Source organism: Mesorhizobium sp. 10J20-29 (assembly GCF_054130485.1).
Map to the genome: position 1 here is coordinate 3,391,668 of NZ_CP199156.1, position 16,176 is coordinate 3,407,843.

Consider the following 16,176-nt stretch of genomic DNA (forward strand, 5'->3'; position numbering starts at 1 on the left):
TCCGCCGTCGGGATCAGGCCGCGCGATGAAGGTAAAGGCAGTTTTCCGGCCGCGTCTCGGCCGGAGCGAGATCGGCGGAATACCGGTAGAGGGTCGAGCAATAGGGGCAGACCTTCTCGCTGTCGGCGCCCATATCCAGAAAGACATGCGGATGGTCGAATGGCGGGTTGGCACCCACGCACATGAATTCCTTGACGCCGATCTCGATCGCGGCGTGCCCCGCGTCATTCTGGAAGTGGGGTATGGAACCGCCCGCCATGCTACGCTCCGATAGTGGATTGAATCTCGCCTGCGGTAGCGTTTGTAACATTAACGGACGCTTTGCAAGTCGGTTGAAATCAAACTGTTGCAATTGCCCGGCACAGGATAAATTCCGTCAAAAGTCGGCTATAGGTGAAAGAGCCGAGGGTCAGTGAGCGATATGAACCAGTTGAAGCCAGTCCAGAAAGAGTTCACCAGCGGTCAGACGACCGACGCCGACGGCGGCGCAGGCAACCCCGACCGCTTCGTCAACCGCGAGTTCTCGTGGCTCCAGTTCAACAGGCGCGTTCTCGAGGAATCGCAGAACGCCAGCCATCCTCTTCTGGAGCGGGTTCGCTTCCTGTCGATCTCGGCCGGTAATCTGGACGAGTTCTTCATGGTGCGTGTCGCCGGCCTGGCCGGCCAGGTTCGCGAGGGCATCCTGCTCAAGAGCCCCGACGGCCGTACGCCCGACCAGCAGCTCGAGCAGCTGCTCGTCGAGGTCGGGCGGCTGCAGGACGACCAGCAGAAGAGCCTGTCGGAGCTGATGGGACTGCTGAAGAAGGAGGGGATCGAAACGATCTCCGCAGACCAGCTCTACAAGGACGAGTTGAGCTGGCTGGAGGAACACTTCCTGGATCAGGTGTTCCCGGTCCTGACGCCCCTGTCGATCGACCCGGCGCATCCCTTCCCCTTCATTCCAAATCTCGGCTTCTCCATCGCCCTGCAGTTGCGCAACCTGAAGGACCGCGAGGAGATGACGGCGCTGCTGCGCCTGCCCATCGCGCTCAGGCGCTTCATCCGGCTGCCGGACCGCAAGAAGAACGTGCGCTTCATCCCGATCGAGGAAACCGTCGGCCTGTTCATCGGCAAGCTGTTTCCCGGCTATGAGGTCAAGGCTTCGGGCACTTTCCGCATCATCAGGGACAGTGACATCGAGGTGGAGGAAGAGGCGGAAGACCTCGTCCAGCTCTTCGAGACCGCCCTGAAACGTCGCCGCCGTGGCTCGGTGATCCGCATCGAGTTCGACAGCCAGATTCCGGAGGAACTGCGCGAGTTCGTCGCCGGGGAACTCGGCATCGCCTCGAACCGCATCAGCGTGCTGACCGGCCCGCTTGCCGTCGACCAGATTTCCGAGATCGTTGCCGTGCCGCGCGACGATCTGAAGTTCACGCCCTACAATCCGCGCTTCCCGGAGCGCATCCGGGAGCATCGCGGTGATTGCTTCGCGGCGATCCGCGAAAAGGACATTCTCGTCCATCACCCCTACGAGTCGTTCGACGTGGTGGTGCAGTTCCTGCGCCAGGCAGCGGCCGACCCGGAGGTGGTGGCGATCAAGCAGACGCTGTACCGCACCTCGAACGACAGCCCGATCGTGCGCGCGCTGGTTGACGCCGCCGAAGCCGGCAAGTCGGTGACGGCGCTGGTCGAGCTCAAGGCGCGCTTCGACGAGGAGGCCAACATCCGCTGGGCCCGCGACCTCGAGCGCGCCGGCGTGCAGGTGGTGTTCGGTTTCATCGAGTTGAAGACCCATGCCAAGATGTCGCTGGTCGTTCGGCGGGAGGACGGCAAGCTCCGCAACTACGTGCATCTGGGCACCGGGAACTACCACCCGATCACCGCGCGCATCTATACCGACCTGTCCTTCTTCACGACCGATCCGCTGATCGCGCGCGACGTGGCGCAGATATTCAACTTCATCACCGGCTACGCCGAGCCAGCCCAGACCATGCGCCTCGCGCTGTCGCCCTACACGCTGCGCAGCCGCATCATCGAGCACATCAACGACGAGATCGAGCACGCCAGGGAGGGCCGGCCGGCTCGCATCTGGATGAAGATGAACTCGCTGGTCGATCCGACCATCATCGATGCGCTCTACGCGGCGAGCCGCGAAGGGGTCGAGATTGACCTGGTTGTGCGCGGCATATGCTGCCTGCGGCCCCAGGTGCCCGGCCTGTCCGAGAACATCCGCGTCAAGTCGATCATCGGCCGCTTTCTCGAACACAGCCGCATCTTCTGCTTCGGCAACGGCCACGGACTGCCGTCCGACGACGCCATCGTCTACATCAGCTCCGCCGACCTGATGCCGCGCAACCTGGACCGGCGCGTCGAGTGCCTCGTGCCGATCACCAACCCGACCGTGCACGAACAGGTGCTTGGCCAGATCATGCTGGGGAACATAATGGACAACCAGCAAAGCTTCGAAGTATTGGCTGACGGAACCTCGCGGCGCATCGCGCTGGACGAGGGCGAGGAACCGTTCAACGCCCAGGAATATTTCATGACCAACCCGAGTTTGTCAGGACGGGGAGGCGCCTTGAAGTCGCATGCTCCAAGGCAGATCGCGCAGTTCAAGCGCCGCAAGAAGTCATCCGCGTCGCAGTCCGGATGATCGCGCTTTCCCAAGGGCGGCTGCAGGATCGCCGGCCACTTTCCATCATCGACATCGGCTCCAACTCGATCCGACTGGTGGTCTATGAAGGCATCGCCCGGTCACCGACTGTCCTGTTCAACGAAAAGATGCTGGCGGGCCTCGGTCGGGGGCTCGTCGCGACCGGCAAGCTGGACCCGGCGGCGGTGGCGCGCGCCGTGGAGGAGTTCAAGCGGTTTCGGGCGCTGTCGGAGCAGGCCGGCGCCGCGACCCTCTATGTGATAGCGACCGCAGCCGCGCGCGAGGCCGAGAACGGCCCCGACTTCATCCACCGCGCCGAAGAGATTCTCGGCACCAAGATCCGCGTGCTCAGCGGTCGCGAGGAAGCCTATTACTCGGCGCTTGGCGTGATATCGGGCTTTCACCCCGCGGACGGCATCGCGGGCGATCTCGGCGGCGGCAGCCTCGAGCTGGTCGATGTGGCCAGAGAGACCATTGGCGACGGCATCACCCTGCCGCTCGGCGGCCTGCGGCTGCAGGATATGTCGGACAACTCGCGGGCTACCGCGGCCAAGATCGCCCGCACGGAACTGGCGCGCGCAAAGCTGCTCAAGGGCGGGGCAGGGCGTACTTTCTATGCCGTGGGCGGCACCTGGCGAAACCTCGCCCGGCTGCACATGAACGCCACGGGCTACGCGCTGAACGTCATGCATCATTACGAGCTCGGCATCGATGAATCGGCGGCTTTTCTTCGCCAGGTGGCGCGCGGCGACATCGAGAAGATGAAGGGCATCGAAGGCGTGTCCAAGGCGCGCCGTGCCCTGTTGCCCTACGGTGCAGCCGTGCTGCAGGAGATCATCGCATCAATGCAGCCGTCACGCATCGTCGTCTCGGCGCTCGGCGTGCGCGAAGGCTTCCTGTTCTCGCTGCTGTCGCAGGAAGATCAGCGCCGCGATCCGCTGATCTCGGCCGCAGGCGAACTGGCGCTGCTGCGGGCGCGTTCGGTGACGCATGCCCAGGAACTGGTGGAATGGACCGCGCAGTCGCTGGCCGCCTTCGACATCGTCGAGACGGAGGAAGAGGCGCGCTACCGGCATGCTGCCTGCCTGCTTGCCGACATTGGCTGGCGCGCGCACCCGGAATACCGCGGAACGCAGTCGCTGAACATCATTGCGCACGCGTCCTTCATTGGCGTCGACCATCCGGGGCGGCTGTTCCTGGCGCTGGTCAACGCGTTCCGCAACGATGGCGTGTTCAACGACGCTGTGGCGCCCGAACTCAAGGCACTGGCGACGCCGCGTTATCTGGAGCGGGCCCGCCTGCTCGGTGCCATGATGCGCGTGGTTTATCTGCTGACAGCATCGATGCCAGGCGTCATGCCGCGGCTGAAGTGGGAGAAGCGCGACAATGGCGGACTGGCGCTGGTGATACCGGCGTCGCGCGCGGCACTGCGCGGAGAGCGCCCGGAGGGCCGAATGGCGCAACTCGCCAGGGTCTCGGGCCGCAAGCTGGAACTGGTCGTCGCCGGCAGCTGAGCCCGGCGCAAAAAAACGCCCCGGGACCGGCCGGGGCGTTCTTCGTCATTGGTTTGGGGAAATCAGCCGCGGCGTGCGTCCAGCGAATAGGCGCCGGCGCCGAAGGCGGCGAGAACCAGCAGACCGCCCGTGACGGCAAGGTTCTTCATGAAGAAGAGCTGCTGTGTCTGGTCGGCGAAATCCATATGGGCGATCAGCGTTGCGCCGACCGTGAAGGCGGCGATGACCAGCGCGGCGATGCGGGTCTGGAAACCGGCAATGATGGCGAGGCCGCCAACGAGTTCGACCAGACCGGCGACGACGGTGACGACGCTCGGCATGGGCAGGCCGAGGCTCTCGAACCAGCCGGCGGTCGCGCCGATGGCGGTGAGCTTGCTGTATCCGGCAAGCACAAACATTACCGCCAGAAAGATGCGTCCGATCAGGACGGCTGCGTTGACGGTGGAGGGCGAGGAACTGGTGGCGGTGGTGGTGATGGACATCTTCGTGAACTCCTGGAGGGATGAACGTTGCGCTAAAGGTAGTTCAGTTCTTGTGTTCACTAAAGCCACGCAATCAACGACACATCGTTCACAATCCAGCTATCCGGGATGGGTCATGTCTTCTGGCCGAACCAGCCGGTCGTAATCCGCCTCGGTGACGAGTCCGGTCGCAAGCGCCTCCTCGCGGAGCGTCGTGCCGTTGCGATGCGCGTTCTTGGCGATCTTGGCCGCATTGTCGTAGCCGATTTTCGGAGCGAGCGCGGTCACCAGCATCAGCGACCGGTCCAGCGCCGCCTTGATGTTGTCCTCGCGGGCCTCGATGCCGACGACGCAATTGTCGGTGAAGGAGATCGCGGAATCGGCCATCAGCTGCACGGACTGCAGGAAGTTGTAGGCCATCAGCGGATTGTAGACATTGAGCTCGAAATGGCCCTGGCTTCCAGCGAAGGCGATTGCCGAGTTGTTGCCGAAGATCTGGATGCAGACCTGCGTCAGCGCCTCGCACTGGGTCGGGTTGACCTTTCCGGGCATGATCGATGAACCCGGCTCGTTTTCCGGCAGGGAAAGCTCGCCGAGGCCAGACCGGGGGCCCGAGCCAAGCAAGCGGATATCGTTGGCGATCTTGAAGATCGCTGCTGCCGCGGCGTTGATCGCGCCGTGCGAAAACACCATTGCATCATGCGCGGCGAGCGCCTCGAACTTGTTGGGAGCCGTGACGAAGGGCAGGCCGGCGATCGACGCGATCTTTTCAGCGACCTTCTCGGCGAAGCCGACAGGCGCGTTGAGGCCTGTTCCGACCGCGGTGCCGCCTTGTGCCAGTTCCATCAGGCCGGGCAGGGTCAGCTCGATGCGCTTGATCGACGAGGCGACCTGCGCCGCATAGCCCGAGAATTCCTGGCCGAGCGTCAAGGGGGTCGCGTCCTGGGTATGGGTGCGGCCGATCTTGACGATGTGATCGAAGGCCTTGACCTTGGCTTCCAGCGCCGCGAGCAGGTGGTTCAGGGCCGGAAGCAGGTCGTGATGGATGCGTTCTGCGCAGGCCACATGCATGGCCGTCGGATAGGTGTCGTTCGACGACTGGCTCATGTTGACGTGGTCGTTGGGATGCACCGGCTTCTTCGAGCCCATGACCCCGCCAAGCATCTCGATGGCGCGGTTCGAGATGACCTCGTTGGCGTTCATGTTGGACTGGGTGCCGGAGCCGGTTTGCCAGACGACCAGCGGAAAGTGATCGTCGAGCTTGCCGTCGATGACTTCCTGGGCCGCCGCGACGATGGCCTTGCCGATCGTCGGGTCGAGGCGGCCGAGATCCATGTTGGCTTCCGCCGCCGCCCGCTTGACGATTCCCAATGCCCGCACGATCGACAGGGGCTGCTTCTCCCAGCCAATCTTGAAGTTGCCGAGCGAGCGCTGGGCCTGGGCGCCCCAGTAGCGGTCGGAGGGCACATCGATCGGGCCGAATGTGTCAGTCTCGGTCCTGAATGTCTGCTTGCTGGCGCTCACCGGTCGTCCTCCGCTTCAAAGGTCGGCCATGGCCTATCGCGTTGCACAATCGGCTTCAAGGGGACAGGCGCCGGCAGGCAGGGCCAAAATCGGTTGAATGAACAATCGTTTGCTCTTTCCGGGCGCCTGTCGCGGGGAGTTGCCTCCGGACGTGCGGTCTGGCGCCTGGAATTGGGGTGGCCCGACGCCGCCGGGAAAGTCACCGAGCGCGGCGCAGGTTGCTCGTGCGGCGTACCTTCGGCTAGGCTTCCGATCCAAGGGATCGAGGCATTCATGGGCAACTGGGGGGATCTGGCGAAAGTCCTGGCGGTGGCAGCACCGCTCGCCGGATGCGTCGGCATGGATGTCGGCCCGATAAACGAACTGACCACGACTGTTGGCCAGCCGTCGCCGCAGTTCATCCCCGTTCCGGGCGACGACGGCTCAACGGTAGTGGGACTGGCCTTTTCGGGCGGCGGCACCCGCGCGACCGCCTTCGCCTATGGCGTGCTGCGCGAACTCGACGACACGGTGATCGACGAAAAGCCGGCGAGGCGCACGCTCGTCGACGATATCCGCATGATTTCCGGCGCCTCCGGCGGTTCGGTCGCGGCAGCCTATTTCGGCTTTCGCGGCAGGGACGGCTATCGAGACCTTCGCGAGCGCTTCCTGATCCAGGATGCCGAAGCCTACATGAAGACCTCGACAACCTCGCCGGTCAATCTGATCCGAGCCTATTACGGCGGCGTCAACGACCGCTCGTCCTTCGCCAGGTGGCTTGACAAGAACCTGTTCGACAGCGCGACATTCAGCAGTTTCAAGTGGAAGAACGCGCCCATCGTCTGGATCAATTCCTCAGACATCAACAACCGGACGCCCTTCCTCTTCACCTATGACACGTTTGCGGCGCTCTGCAGCAACCTGGACCATGTGCGGCTTTCCGATGCGGTTGCCGCTTCGGCTGCGGTGCCTGTCGTCTTCACCCCCGTCGTCGTCGAGGCGACGTCGCCGAACTGCGGCTACCAGCGGCCCGAGTGGCTGCAGCGCGCCCTTGAGGACCGCAACGCCTCGATTCGGCTGCAGGCCTATGCGCGTGCGCTCGATTCCTACCAGAACGCCACGCGGCCGGAGTACGTGAAGCTGCTCGACGGCGGGCTGACGGACAATATCGGCGTAACCGGCTTTACGCTCGAGCGGGCGGCGGCGCAGACGCCATACGGCCCGCTGGCGCCGGATGAGGCCGTCAAGCTCGACACGCTGATGTTCCTCGTCGTTGACGCCGGCCGCGACAGCGGCATCGACTGGAACAAGTCGCTCCACGGCCCGAAGCTACCCGACCTGATCAGCGCCATTTCAAGCACCGGCATCACCGCCTCGGTACGTGACGAGTTCGATGCGCTGCGGCTGGCGGTGACCAACTGGCGCAGCCAACTTGTCGCCTACCGCTGCTCGCTGCCGGCTTCGACCGTGAGGAAGTATCGCGGCACGACCTCGGGCTGGAACTGCCGCGACGTTGCGCTGGTGGTCCAGCACCTGTCCTTCGACGACCTCGAGCCGACGGAACGGGCGAGGGTAAACCGTGTCGCGACACGCCTGTCGCTGCCGGTGAACGACATCGATGCCACCATCGCCGCCGGCCGCCAGGTCGTGCGCAACAATGCCGATTTCCAGGCCGCCGTGGCGCGTATCCGGCGCCTTGCCGGCGTTGGCGCATCCCCGCGGATGGCCGCGGACGCCGGCCAATAGGACGGCATCAAAACAAGGATGGCGATCCGCCCTCAGAGCCAGCCGGAAAGCTGCGCGGTCTGCCATCCGGCGAGCAGCATGATGAGGATGCCGACCAGCCTGAGCAGGAAGGTCTCGCTCATCGTCTTCACGAAGTAGCCGGCGAGCGGCGCGGCAAAGAGGCCGCCGACGACGAGTCCGGCCACAGCCGAGAGATTGCTGATGAGGTCGCCCGCTTCCGACCAGTGTCCCGTGAGCAGGGCGATCAGGAAGGTCAGTGACACGGCCAGCGTGATCAGGAACTCGGAAGCATTTACCGTGCCGATGACATAGCGCGGTGGCGCGCCTGCGCCGAGCAGGCCGGTGGTGACGATTGGTCCCCAGCCGCCGCCGCCGACCGCATCCATGAAGCCGCCAGCCGCGCCAAGCGGTGCGACGATAGCGCCGTGAACCGGATTGCTCGGAATCTTGCGGAAGGAGCGTGCGACCAGCCAGGCCCCGACCAGGGCCAGATAGGTGGTGACGAAGGGCTTCATCACGGAACCGTCCACCGAGGTAAGGATGAAGGCGCCAAGGCAGCCGCCAATGATGCCGAACGGCGCGAGGAGCCGGAAGAGCTTCCAGTCGATGTTGCGGTGATAGAGATGCGCCGAGCCCGAGGCGGCGGTGGTGAACAGCTCGGCCGCGTGGACGGCCGCCGAGGCATGTGCGGGCGGAACGCCAAAGGCCAGCAGCGTCGTCGAGGAGATGACGCCGTAGGCCATGCCAAGCGCGCCATCAACGGCCTGGGCGAGAAAGCCCACAACGACAAACAGCAGGAATTCTTCCATGGGCGGCCTCGGTGACGGACGCGAACCTAGGCGCATGCAGGGCTATAGCCAAGGCAAGGATATTCCAGATTTCAGGTCTTCCGGAGCATGCAGTTGCGTCGTTCGATGCTGTGGCGCGCGAAGGGCGATCGCCGGCTGGGAAGCGTCTGGATAGACCGATCATGCGCAAACAGAAAAGGGCGGCCCGAGGGCCGCCCTTTCCGTAACAGAAGACTGGTCTGGCTGGACTAGAAGTCCATGCCGCCCATGCCGCCCATTCCGCCGCCCATGCCGCCTGGCATGCCGCCGCCGCCGCCATTGTCCTTCTTGGGGGACTCGGCGATCATGGCTTCGGTGGTGACGAGCAGGCCGGCAACCGATGCCGCATCCTGCAGGGCCGTACGAACGACCTTCATCGGGTCGACGATGCCCATGGCGATCATGTCGCCATATTCGCCGGTCTGGGCGTTGTAGCCGAAGGTGACACCCTTGTTCTCAAGGATCTTGCCTGCAACGATCGAAGCTTCCGCACCGGCGTTGGTTGCGATCTGGCGGGCCGGAGCCTGCAGAGCGCGACGAACGATGTTGATGCCAGCCTGCTGGTCGGAGTTGGCGCCGGTCGCCTTGATGGCGAGCGAAGCGCGAAGCAGTGCAACGCCACCGCCTGCAACAATGCCTTCTTCCACGGCCGCACGGGTCGCGTTGAGGGCGTCGTCGACGCGGTCCTTCTTTTCCTTGACTTCGACTTCGGTCGCACCGCCAACGCGGATGACAGCAACACCGCCGGCGAGCTTGGCCAGACGTTCCTGCAGCTTCTCCTTGTCGTAGTCCGACGTGGTCTCTTCGATCTGCTGCTTGATCTGGGCAACGCGGCCCTGGATCTCGGCCTTCTTGCCGGCGCCGTCGACGATGATGGTGTTCTCCTTGGAGATCGACACCTTCTTGGCGCGGCCGAGCATGGCCAGCGTCACGTTCTCGAGCTTGATGCCGATGTCTTCGGAGATGACCTGGCCGCCCGTGAGGATGGCGATGTCTTCCAGCATGGCCTTGCGACGATCACCGAAGCCCGGCGCCTTGACGGCAGCGATCTTCAGGCCGCCACGCAGCTTGTTGACGACGAGCGTGGCCAGAGCCTCGCCTTCGACGTCTTCCGAGATGATGACGAGCGGCTTCGAGGTCTGAACGACAGCCTCAAGGATCGGCAGCATGGCCTGCAGGTTGGAGAGCTTCTTCTCGTGCAGGAGGATGTAGGCATCCTCAAGGTCAGCAACCATCTTGTCCGGGTTGGTGACGAAGTAGGGCGACAGGTAGCCGCGGTCGAACTGCATGCCTTCGACGACTTCCAGTTCGGTCTCGGCGGTCTTGGCTTCCTCGACGGTGATGACACCCTCGTTGCCGACCTTCTGCATCGCCTTGGCGATCATCTCGCCGATTTCGACTTCGCCGTTTGCCGAGATCGTGCCGACCTGGGCAACTTCCTCGGAGGTCTTGATCTTCTTGGTGTTCTTGTTGAGGAACGCCACGACTTCCGAAACCGCGAGGTCGATGCCGCGCTTCAGGTCCATCGGGTTCATGCCGGCAGCAACCGACTTGTGGCCTTCCTGGACGATCGACTGAGCCAGCACCGTTGCGGTCGTGGTGCCGTCGCCGGCGATGTCGTTGGTCTTGGAGGCGACTTCGCGGATCATCTGCGCGCCCATGTTCTCGAACTTGTCTTCAAGCTCGATTTCCTTGGCGACGGTGACGCCGTCCTTGGTGATGCGCGGTGCGCCGAACGACTTGTCGATGACGACGTTGCGGCCCTTGGGGCCGAGCGTGACCTTGACGGCGTCGGCAAGAATGTTGATGCCGCGCAGCATGCGCTCGCGGGCATCGCGGGAGAATTTTACGTCTTTAGCAGCCATTGTGTTGCTCCTGGACCTCTAGGTCCGAATTTCAGATAGGCCTGATTCAGGTGAATAGGCGAGGGTCGGCTGGATCAGCCGATGACGCCCATGATGTCGGATTCCTTCATGATCAGAAGGTCTTCGCCGTTGAGCTTGACTTCGGTGCCTGACCACTTGCCAAACAGGATGCGGTCGCCGGCCTTGACGTCCAGCGGGACCAGCTTGCCGGCCTCGTCGCGTGCGCCCGAACCAACGGCGATGATCTCGCCTTCCTGCGGCTTTTCCTTGGCCGTGTCGGGGATGATGATCCCGCCAGCCGTCTTAGCTTCGGATTCGAGGCGGCGGACGACCACGCGGTCGTGCAGCGGCCGGAATTTCGACTTTGCCATCTTTTTAGTCCTCGTGCGGGTGTTTGAGATGTCCTCCGTCCGGCGGCGCCGGACTGTTAGCACTCACCATGGGTGAGTGCTAATGCAGCGCTCAGATAGTGGCTGGCGCTTTTGCTGTCAAGAAAAAGGGGGGAGCGGCCGACAAGTCGTAGCGGCGCTGGGAAATCGAGGGTGACCTAACATAGCCGATTTTGCATTGCAGCAAAAAAATCCCCGGGCCGGCTGCCAAGGCCCTTGTTCCATAAGCATGCTTATAATATATGCCGCTTATGACCATCGACGGCATCGACAAGCTCGGATTCCTGATCCACGACTCGGCGCGGCTGCTGCGCAAGCGCTTCGAGGCGAAGGGCAGCGGCTATGGCCTGTCCGCCGCGCAGTGGCGGCTGATGGTGCGCCTCGTCAAGGAAGAGGGGGTGGCGCAGGCAAGGCTTGCCGAATTGCTGGAAATCGAGCCGATCAGCGTGTCGAGACTGCTCGACCGCATGGAGGAGGGCGGCTGGATCGAGCGTCGCCAGGACGCCAGCGACCGCCGCGTGCGCATGATCTTTCCGACCGACAAGAGCCGCGAAACCTTTGCCGCCATCAAGAGCGTGGCCGGCGACGTCTACGACGCCGCCCTGGAAGGGCTCTCGGACGAGGAGAAGCGTATCCTCGTCAAAGCGCTTGAGACCATCGTCACCAACCTTTCCGACGGCGATGCGTTGTCGGCCTGCCAGACCACCGTCCAAAAGGGCAATGCAAGATGAACGCCGTCGCAAAAGCGAATGAAGACGCCACCGAGATCGAACTCGACAACCCGGCTTCGCCTGTGGAGCGGACCGGGGCACAGCCCGTCGCGGAGACATCGGCACCGGCAAAAAAGCGCCGTGGCGGCCGCTTCCTGCTGATGATCGCCGTGCCGCTCGCGCTGGTTGCCGGAGGCGGCTATTTCTGGCTGACGGGCGGACGCTACGAGGAAACCGAGAACGCAAACCTTCGCAAGGCCAGGGTGACGATCTCGTCGGAGGCGGCGGGACGCATCGTCGAGGTGAATGTCGGCGACAACCAGCCGGTGCGCGCCAATGACGTGCTGTTCGTTGTCGATCCCGAACCCTATCGCATCGCTCTGGCGCAGGCCGACGCCGCGCTTGCGGCAGCGCGCATGCAGGTCGAGCAGCTTCGCGCCGGCTACAGCCAGGCCGTGGCGCAGGAACAGGTTGCCGCCGGCGAACTCGACTACGCCAAGGCGCAGTTCCAGCGCAGCACGGACCTCGCCAAGAAGGGCATCAGCGCGACCTCCTCGCTCGACGAGGCGCGCCGCGATCTCGAGAAGGCGGAGCAGGAACGGGCCGCCGCCCTGCAGGGCATCGAGAGCGCGAAGGCCGGCTTGCTCGGTAACCCCGACATCGAGACGGACAAGCATCCGACCGTGCTGGCGGCGCTCGCCGCGCGCGACAAGGCGGCCTACAACCTCGCCCAGACCACGGTGCGCGCGCCGGCGGACGGCATCGTCGCACAGGCGGCGTCCTTCAAGGTCGGGCAGGTCGTCGCGGCAGGCACCCCGCTGTTCAGCCTGGTGGAAACCGGCGACACCTGGGTCGAGGCCAACTTCAAGGAAACGCAACTTACCCACCTGCGGCCGGGCCAGCCCGCCGAGGTCACGCTCGACACCTATCCGGACAACGTCCTGCACGGCACCGTGGAGAGCGTCGGGGCCGGCACCGGCGCCGAATTCTCTCTGCTGCCGGCGCAGAATGCCACCGGCAACTGGGTCAAGGTCACGCAGCGCGTGCCCGTGCGGGTGAAGCTCGACGAGCGGGCCGCCAAGGAACCGCTGCACAGCGGATTGAGTGCTACCGTCACCGTCGACACCGGATTCGTGCGAACTGTCGGCGGTCTGTTCGGCAGCGCGGCGGCGGCACAGTAGCGGCCGCCAGTCCCAAGAAGTCCCGGCCATGAACGAGAACGCTCCTTTCAAGGAAGTGCCGCATCGCGGCCTGATCACGCTTTCGGTGATGCTGGCCACGATCATGCAGGTGCTCGACACGACGATCGCCAATGTCGCGCTGCCGTCGATGACGGGCGATCTCGGCGCCTCGCGCGACACGATCAACTGGGTGTTGACCTCCTACATCGTCGCGGCGGCCATCATGACACCCGTCACGGGCTGGCTGTCCGACCGGCTCGGTCGCAAGGAGGTTTTCCTCGGTTCCGTCGTGGGCTTCACCGTCACCTCCATGGCCTGCGGCGTGTCATGGAGCCTCGAAAGCATGGTGGCGTTCCGCTTGATGCAGGGGCTGTTCGGCGCAGCCATCGTGCCGCTGTCGCAAACCTTCCTGCTCGACATCAATCCCAAGGAGCGGCACGGCTCGGCGATGGCCATGTGGGGCGCCGGCATCATGGTCGGGCCGATCATCGGCCCGACGCTCGGCGGCTGGCTGACCGAAAGCTATAACTGGCGTTGGGTCTTCTTTATCAACCTGCCGGTCGGCATCGTCGCCTTTCTCGGCTGCGCCGCCTATCTGCCGTCGGTCGCCAGGCGCCTGCGCGGCTTCGATTTCTTCGGCTTTGCCATGCTGTCACTGGGCGTCGGCGCGTTGCAGCTGATGCTCGACCGCGGCGGCGAGGTCGACTGGTTCTCGTCGATCGAGATCTGGATCGAACTCGGACTGGCAATCACCGGCTTCTGGGTCTTTGCCGTTCACATCATGAAGTCGGCCAATCCCTTCATCGAGCCCAGAATCTTCATGGACCGCAATTTCGCGACCGGGCTGGTGTTCATCTTCGTCGTCGGCATCATCCTTCTGGCAAGCCTGGCGCTGCTGCCGCCGATGCTGTCGCGCATTTTCGAATACCCGGTCATCACGACGGGCCTGGTCATGGCCCCGCGCGGGGTCGGAACGATGATCTCGATGATCATCGTTGGCCGGCTGGTGCGCCTCGTCGATCCCCGCAAGCTGGTTGTCGCAGGCCTGATGCTGACGGCGTTCTCGCTCTACGAAATGACCGGCTTCACGCCGCAGATGGACAGCTGGCCGATCATCTTCACCGGCGTGATCCAGGGACTCGGGCTGGGCCTGGTCTTCGTGCCGCTGTCGACCGTCGCCTTCGCGACGCTCGAGCCGCGCTTCAGGACCGACGCCGCAAGTCTCTTCAGCCTGGTGCGCAACATCGGATCATCGATCGGCATCTCGGTCGTCTCTGTCCTGCTGACGCGCAACATCCAGGTCAATCACGCCGAGCTTTCGGCCGGCATGACACCCTTCAACCCGAACCTGATCGAGGCGTCGCCTCTGGCCGCGGCCGGCGACCCGGCCGCGCTGAGCAAGATCGACGGTCTGGTCAACATCCAGGCGCAGATGATCTCCTATATCGATGACTTCAAGCTGATGATGATCATCACGCTATGTGCGATCCCGCTGGCGCTGCTGCTGCGCAAGCCTGAGGCACCGCCCGGCGCCGGAGCGCCCGCCGCCGCGCACATGGACTAGTGGCCGCAGGCCTTATCCCAGGAATCATCTGCCGGCTGCCGGAAAGACCAGCCGCCGGGTCACGCCGACGGCTTCCAGAAAGGCATCGTCGTGGCTGACGACGAGCAGTGCGCCGTCATAGGAGCGGAGGCCGGCTTCGACGGCTTCGATCGATTCTATGTCGAGGTGGTTCGTCGGTTCGTCGAGGATCAGCAGTTGCGGGGGCTCCGTTCCGCCGAGCACGCAGGCAAGCCCGGCGCGGAGGATCTGGCCGCCGCTCAACAGCGAAACAGTCTGCAACGCCGCCTCGGCGCGGAACATGTAGCGGGCGAGGGCACGGCGGCAGGCATTGTCGTCGGCCTGCGGGTTGATGCGGCGGAAATTTTCCAGGACGGTCTGCGAGGCCTCAAGCAGGCTGACGCGTTGGTCGAGAAGGGCGTGGCGCGCCATCACCCGGACCGTGCCCGCCGAGGGTGCCAGCTTGCCGGTCAACAGGGCGAGGAAGGTCGTCTTTCCCGACCCGTTGGGCCCCGTCACGGCAACGCGTTCCGGTCCGGTGATCGAAAAGGAAAGGTCCCGGATAACCGGCTGGCCCGGAACGTGGCCGCCGGTCAGACCCTCGACCTGCAGGACGCTCTTGCCGGCGGGCAGGCCGGTCGCCGCCAGGGTCATCGTGGCCTGCTGCAGGATCTCGAGCCTGGCGCGCGCCGCGGCGACCTGGTCTTCGGCTTCGGCCCGGCGGTTGTCCGCCAGCCGCTGATTTGCGCCGCTGGTGCCTTCGCTCCGGTTCTTGCGGGCGCCGACCATGATCTTGGGCATGTCGCCTCTTGCCGCCTTCTTGCGCCCGACGCTGTCCTTGCGGGCCTTGCGCTCCGCCACCGCCTGGGCGCTTCGGACGACTGCCGCGGCATGGCGCTCGGCGTCTGCCAGCGCGTCCTGCGCCGCCGAAAGTTCGAGCGACTTGCGGGCGCGGTACCGGCTCCAGTTGCCGCCATATCGCGCCGCGCCGAGCGAGCTCAGCTCGACGATGGCGTCCATCGTCTCCAGCAGGTCCCGGTCATGGCTGACGACGATAGCGCCGCCGCGCCAGCCTGCCAGCAGATCGACAACCGCCTGTCGGCCGTCGCGGTCGAGGTTGTTCGTCGGCTCGTCGAGCAGCAGGAAATCAGGCTCTGCAAAGACCAGCGCTGCCAATGCGGCGCGGGTTTGCTGGCCACCCGAAAGACTGCCGAGGCGCGCATCGGGTTCGATCTCCAGGCCGAGCCTTGCGAGCGCCGACGCCAGCCGGGCTTCTACCGTCCAGTCAGCCTCGGCGAGTTCGTCCACGGACGCTTCACCGGCTTCCGCCCGGCGCAGCAGGTCGAGCGCCCCGGCGGCACCGCACAGGTTGGCGATCGTCAGGCCGGGATCGGTCTGCACGACCTGCCGCAGCCTGCCGAGTGTACCGTTGATGCTGACATTTCCCGCCTGCGGATGCAGTTCACCCGCAATCAGGCGGACTAGCGTGGTCTTCCCGGCGCCGTTGCGCCCGACGAGACCGGTTCGCTCGCTGCTGAATGTCAGATCAATGTCAGAGAGAAGAGGCCGCCCGTCAGGCAGCGACCACGAGAGATTCGAGAGTGTGATGGAAGCGGACATAAAGTTGGATTTCCCGAGAGCAAGAAAGAAGACGCTTTGCTTTCCGGGAGAAATCCATTGCTGCACACACTCTGTCTGTTGACTTGTTGCCACGATCTAGGCGACCGGCGATGTCCCTTCAAGGCGTCGCCGGCAACATTCTGCAAGTATTCGCGAGTAACTGCGGC

13 protein-coding genes are annotated in these 16,176 nt (G+C 64.3%); 6 read left to right on the forward strand and 7 right to left on the reverse strand.

Going from position 1 to position 16,176, the window contains the following annotated elements; genetic code table 11:
- Positions 1 to 13: 13 nt before the first annotated feature.
- The gene (locus ACT2BZ_RS16185) at positions 14 to 259 is read right to left on the reverse strand and encodes a zinc-finger domain-containing protein (RefSeq protein WP_457936153.1); all 246 of its coding nucleotides are present in this window, start codon (positions 257 to 259) and stop codon (positions 14 to 16) included.
- A gap of 162 nt (positions 260 to 421) precedes the next feature.
- Here ACT2BZ_RS16185 and ACT2BZ_RS16190 point away from each other — a divergent pair, with 162 nt between their 5' ends.
- Positions 422 to 2,632 (forward strand): RNA degradosome polyphosphate kinase, encoded by a 2,211-nt coding sequence (locus tag ACT2BZ_RS16190; RefSeq protein WP_457941350.1) that lies wholly within the window; start codon positions 422 to 424, stop codon positions 2,630 to 2,632.
- Positions 2,629 to 4,146 (forward strand): exopolyphosphatase, encoded by a 1,518-nt coding sequence (ppx, locus tag ACT2BZ_RS16195; RefSeq protein ID WP_457936154.1) that lies wholly within the window; start codon positions 2,629 to 2,631, stop codon positions 4,144 to 4,146. Before ACT2BZ_RS16190 ends, ppx begins: the two co-directional genes overlap by 4 nt.
- Positions 4,147 to 4,208: 62 nt before the next feature.
- On the opposite strand, the gene ACT2BZ_RS16200 is transcribed toward ppx, so the two are convergent.
- Both ACT2BZ_RS16200 and fumC read right to left on the reverse strand, forming a co-directional pair.
- Entirely contained in the window at positions 4,209 to 4,628 is a 420-nt protein-coding gene (locus tag ACT2BZ_RS16200; protein WP_457936155.1) for a DoxX family protein, read from the reverse strand.
- A gap of 99 nt (positions 4,629 to 4,727) precedes the next feature.
- Positions 4,728 to 6,131 (reverse strand): class II fumarate hydratase, encoded by a 1,404-nt coding sequence (gene fumC, locus ACT2BZ_RS16205; protein ID WP_457936156.1) that lies wholly within the window; start codon positions 6,129 to 6,131, stop codon positions 4,728 to 4,730.
- A gap of 273 nt (positions 6,132 to 6,404) precedes the next feature.
- Here fumC and ACT2BZ_RS16210 point away from each other — a divergent pair, with 273 nt between their 5' ends.
- The gene (locus ACT2BZ_RS16210) at positions 6,405 to 7,856 is read left to right on the forward strand and encodes a patatin-like phospholipase family protein (protein ID WP_457936157.1); all 1,452 of its coding nucleotides are present in this window, start codon (positions 6,405 to 6,407) and stop codon (positions 7,854 to 7,856) included.
- Positions 7,857 to 7,888: 32 nt separating this feature from the next.
- Here ACT2BZ_RS16210 and ACT2BZ_RS16215 read toward each other — a convergent pair whose 3' ends face one another.
- The 3 genes from ACT2BZ_RS16215 to groES all read right to left on the reverse strand — a co-directional run bounded on the left by ACT2BZ_RS16215 (position 7,889) and on the right by groES (position 10,919).
- On the reverse strand, positions 7,889 to 8,665 hold the full coding sequence (locus ACT2BZ_RS16215; protein ID WP_457936158.1) for a sulfite exporter TauE/SafE family protein: 777 nt from the start codon (positions 8,663 to 8,665) through the stop codon (positions 7,889 to 7,891).
- Positions 8,666 to 8,892: 227 nt separating this feature from the next.
- Positions 8,893 to 10,548: a chaperonin GroEL gene (groL, locus tag ACT2BZ_RS16220; protein ID WP_457936159.1), complete on the reverse strand. Its 1,656-nt coding sequence runs from the start codon at positions 10,546 to 10,548 to the stop codon at positions 8,893 to 8,895.
- Positions 10,549 to 10,622: 74 nt separating this feature from the next.
- Positions 10,623 to 10,919, reverse strand: coding sequence for a co-chaperone GroES (gene groES, locus ACT2BZ_RS16225; RefSeq protein ID WP_457936160.1), 297 nt, complete (start codon positions 10,917 to 10,919; stop codon positions 10,623 to 10,625).
- A 269-nt stretch (positions 10,920 to 11,188) separates the two neighbouring features.
- Between groES and ACT2BZ_RS16230 the strand changes: the two genes are divergently transcribed.
- The 3 genes from ACT2BZ_RS16230 to ACT2BZ_RS16240 are packed head-to-tail and all read left to right on the forward strand — an operon-like array spanning position 11,189 to position 14,392.
- Positions 11,189 to 11,668 carry a MarR family winged helix-turn-helix transcriptional regulator gene (locus ACT2BZ_RS16230; RefSeq protein ID WP_457941351.1) on the forward strand — a complete coding sequence of 160 codons (480 nt, stop codon included), beginning with the start codon at positions 11,189 to 11,191 and terminating at the stop codon, positions 11,666 to 11,668.
- Complete coding sequence (locus tag ACT2BZ_RS16235) at positions 11,665 to 12,828, forward strand: HlyD family efflux transporter periplasmic adaptor subunit (RefSeq protein WP_457936161.1); 1,164 nt, start codon at positions 11,665 to 11,667, stop codon at positions 12,826 to 12,828. Before ACT2BZ_RS16230 ends, ACT2BZ_RS16235 begins: the two co-directional genes overlap by 4 nt.
- A 28-nt stretch (positions 12,829 to 12,856) precedes the next feature.
- Positions 12,857 to 14,392, forward strand: coding sequence for a DHA2 family efflux MFS transporter permease subunit (locus ACT2BZ_RS16240; protein WP_457936162.1), 1,536 nt, complete (start codon positions 12,857 to 12,859; stop codon positions 14,390 to 14,392).
- A gap of 24 nt (positions 14,393 to 14,416) precedes the next feature.
- Here the strand turns inward: ACT2BZ_RS16240 and ACT2BZ_RS16245 are convergent, their stop codons facing one another.
- Positions 14,417 to 16,009: an ABC-F family ATP-binding cassette domain-containing protein gene (locus ACT2BZ_RS16245; RefSeq protein WP_457936163.1), complete on the reverse strand. Its 1,593-nt coding sequence runs from the start codon at positions 16,007 to 16,009 to the stop codon at positions 14,417 to 14,419.
- Positions 16,010 to 16,176 lie beyond the last annotated feature (167 nt).

Bases quoted from the DNA above. Each gene is read 5' to 3' on its own strand.
- ACT2BZ_RS16235 (WP_457936161.1), top strand. From the start codon at position 11,665: ATGAACGCCGTCGCAAAAGCGAATGAAGACGCCACCGAGATCGAACTC.
- ACT2BZ_RS16200 (WP_457936155.1), bottom strand. From the start codon at position 4,628: ATGTCCATCACCACCACCGCCACCAGTTCCTCGCCCTCCACCGTCAAC.
- ACT2BZ_RS16245 (WP_457936163.1), bottom strand. From the start codon at position 16,009: ATGTCCGCTTCCATCACACTCTCGAATCTCTCGTGGTCGCTGCCTGAC.
- ACT2BZ_RS16215 (WP_457936158.1), bottom strand. From the start codon at position 8,665: ATGGAAGAATTCCTGCTGTTTGTCGTTGTGGGCTTTCTCGCCCAGGCC.
- ACT2BZ_RS16190 (WP_457941350.1), top strand. From the start codon at position 422: ATGAACCAGTTGAAGCCAGTCCAGAAAGAGTTCACCAGCGGTCAGACG.
- ppx (WP_457936154.1), top strand. From the start codon at position 2,629: ATGATCGCGCTTTCCCAAGGGCGGCTGCAGGATCGCCGGCCACTTTCC.
- ACT2BZ_RS16240 (WP_457936162.1), top strand. From the start codon at position 12,857: ATGAACGAGAACGCTCCTTTCAAGGAAGTGCCGCATCGCGGCCTGATC.
- groL (WP_457936159.1), bottom strand. From the start codon at position 10,548: ATGGCTGCTAAAGACGTAAAATTCTCCCGCGATGCCCGCGAGCGCATG.
- ACT2BZ_RS16230 (WP_457941351.1), top strand. From the start codon at position 11,189: ATGACCATCGACGGCATCGACAAGCTCGGATTCCTGATCCACGACTCG.
- ACT2BZ_RS16185 (WP_457936153.1), bottom strand. From the start codon at position 259: ATGGCGGGCGGTTCCATACCCCACTTCCAGAATGACGCGGGGCACGCC.
- groES (WP_457936160.1), bottom strand. From the start codon at position 10,919: ATGGCAAAGTCGAAATTCCGGCCGCTGCACGACCGCGTGGTCGTCCGC.
- ACT2BZ_RS16210 (WP_457936157.1), top strand. From the start codon at position 6,405: ATGGGCAACTGGGGGGATCTGGCGAAAGTCCTGGCGGTGGCAGCACCG.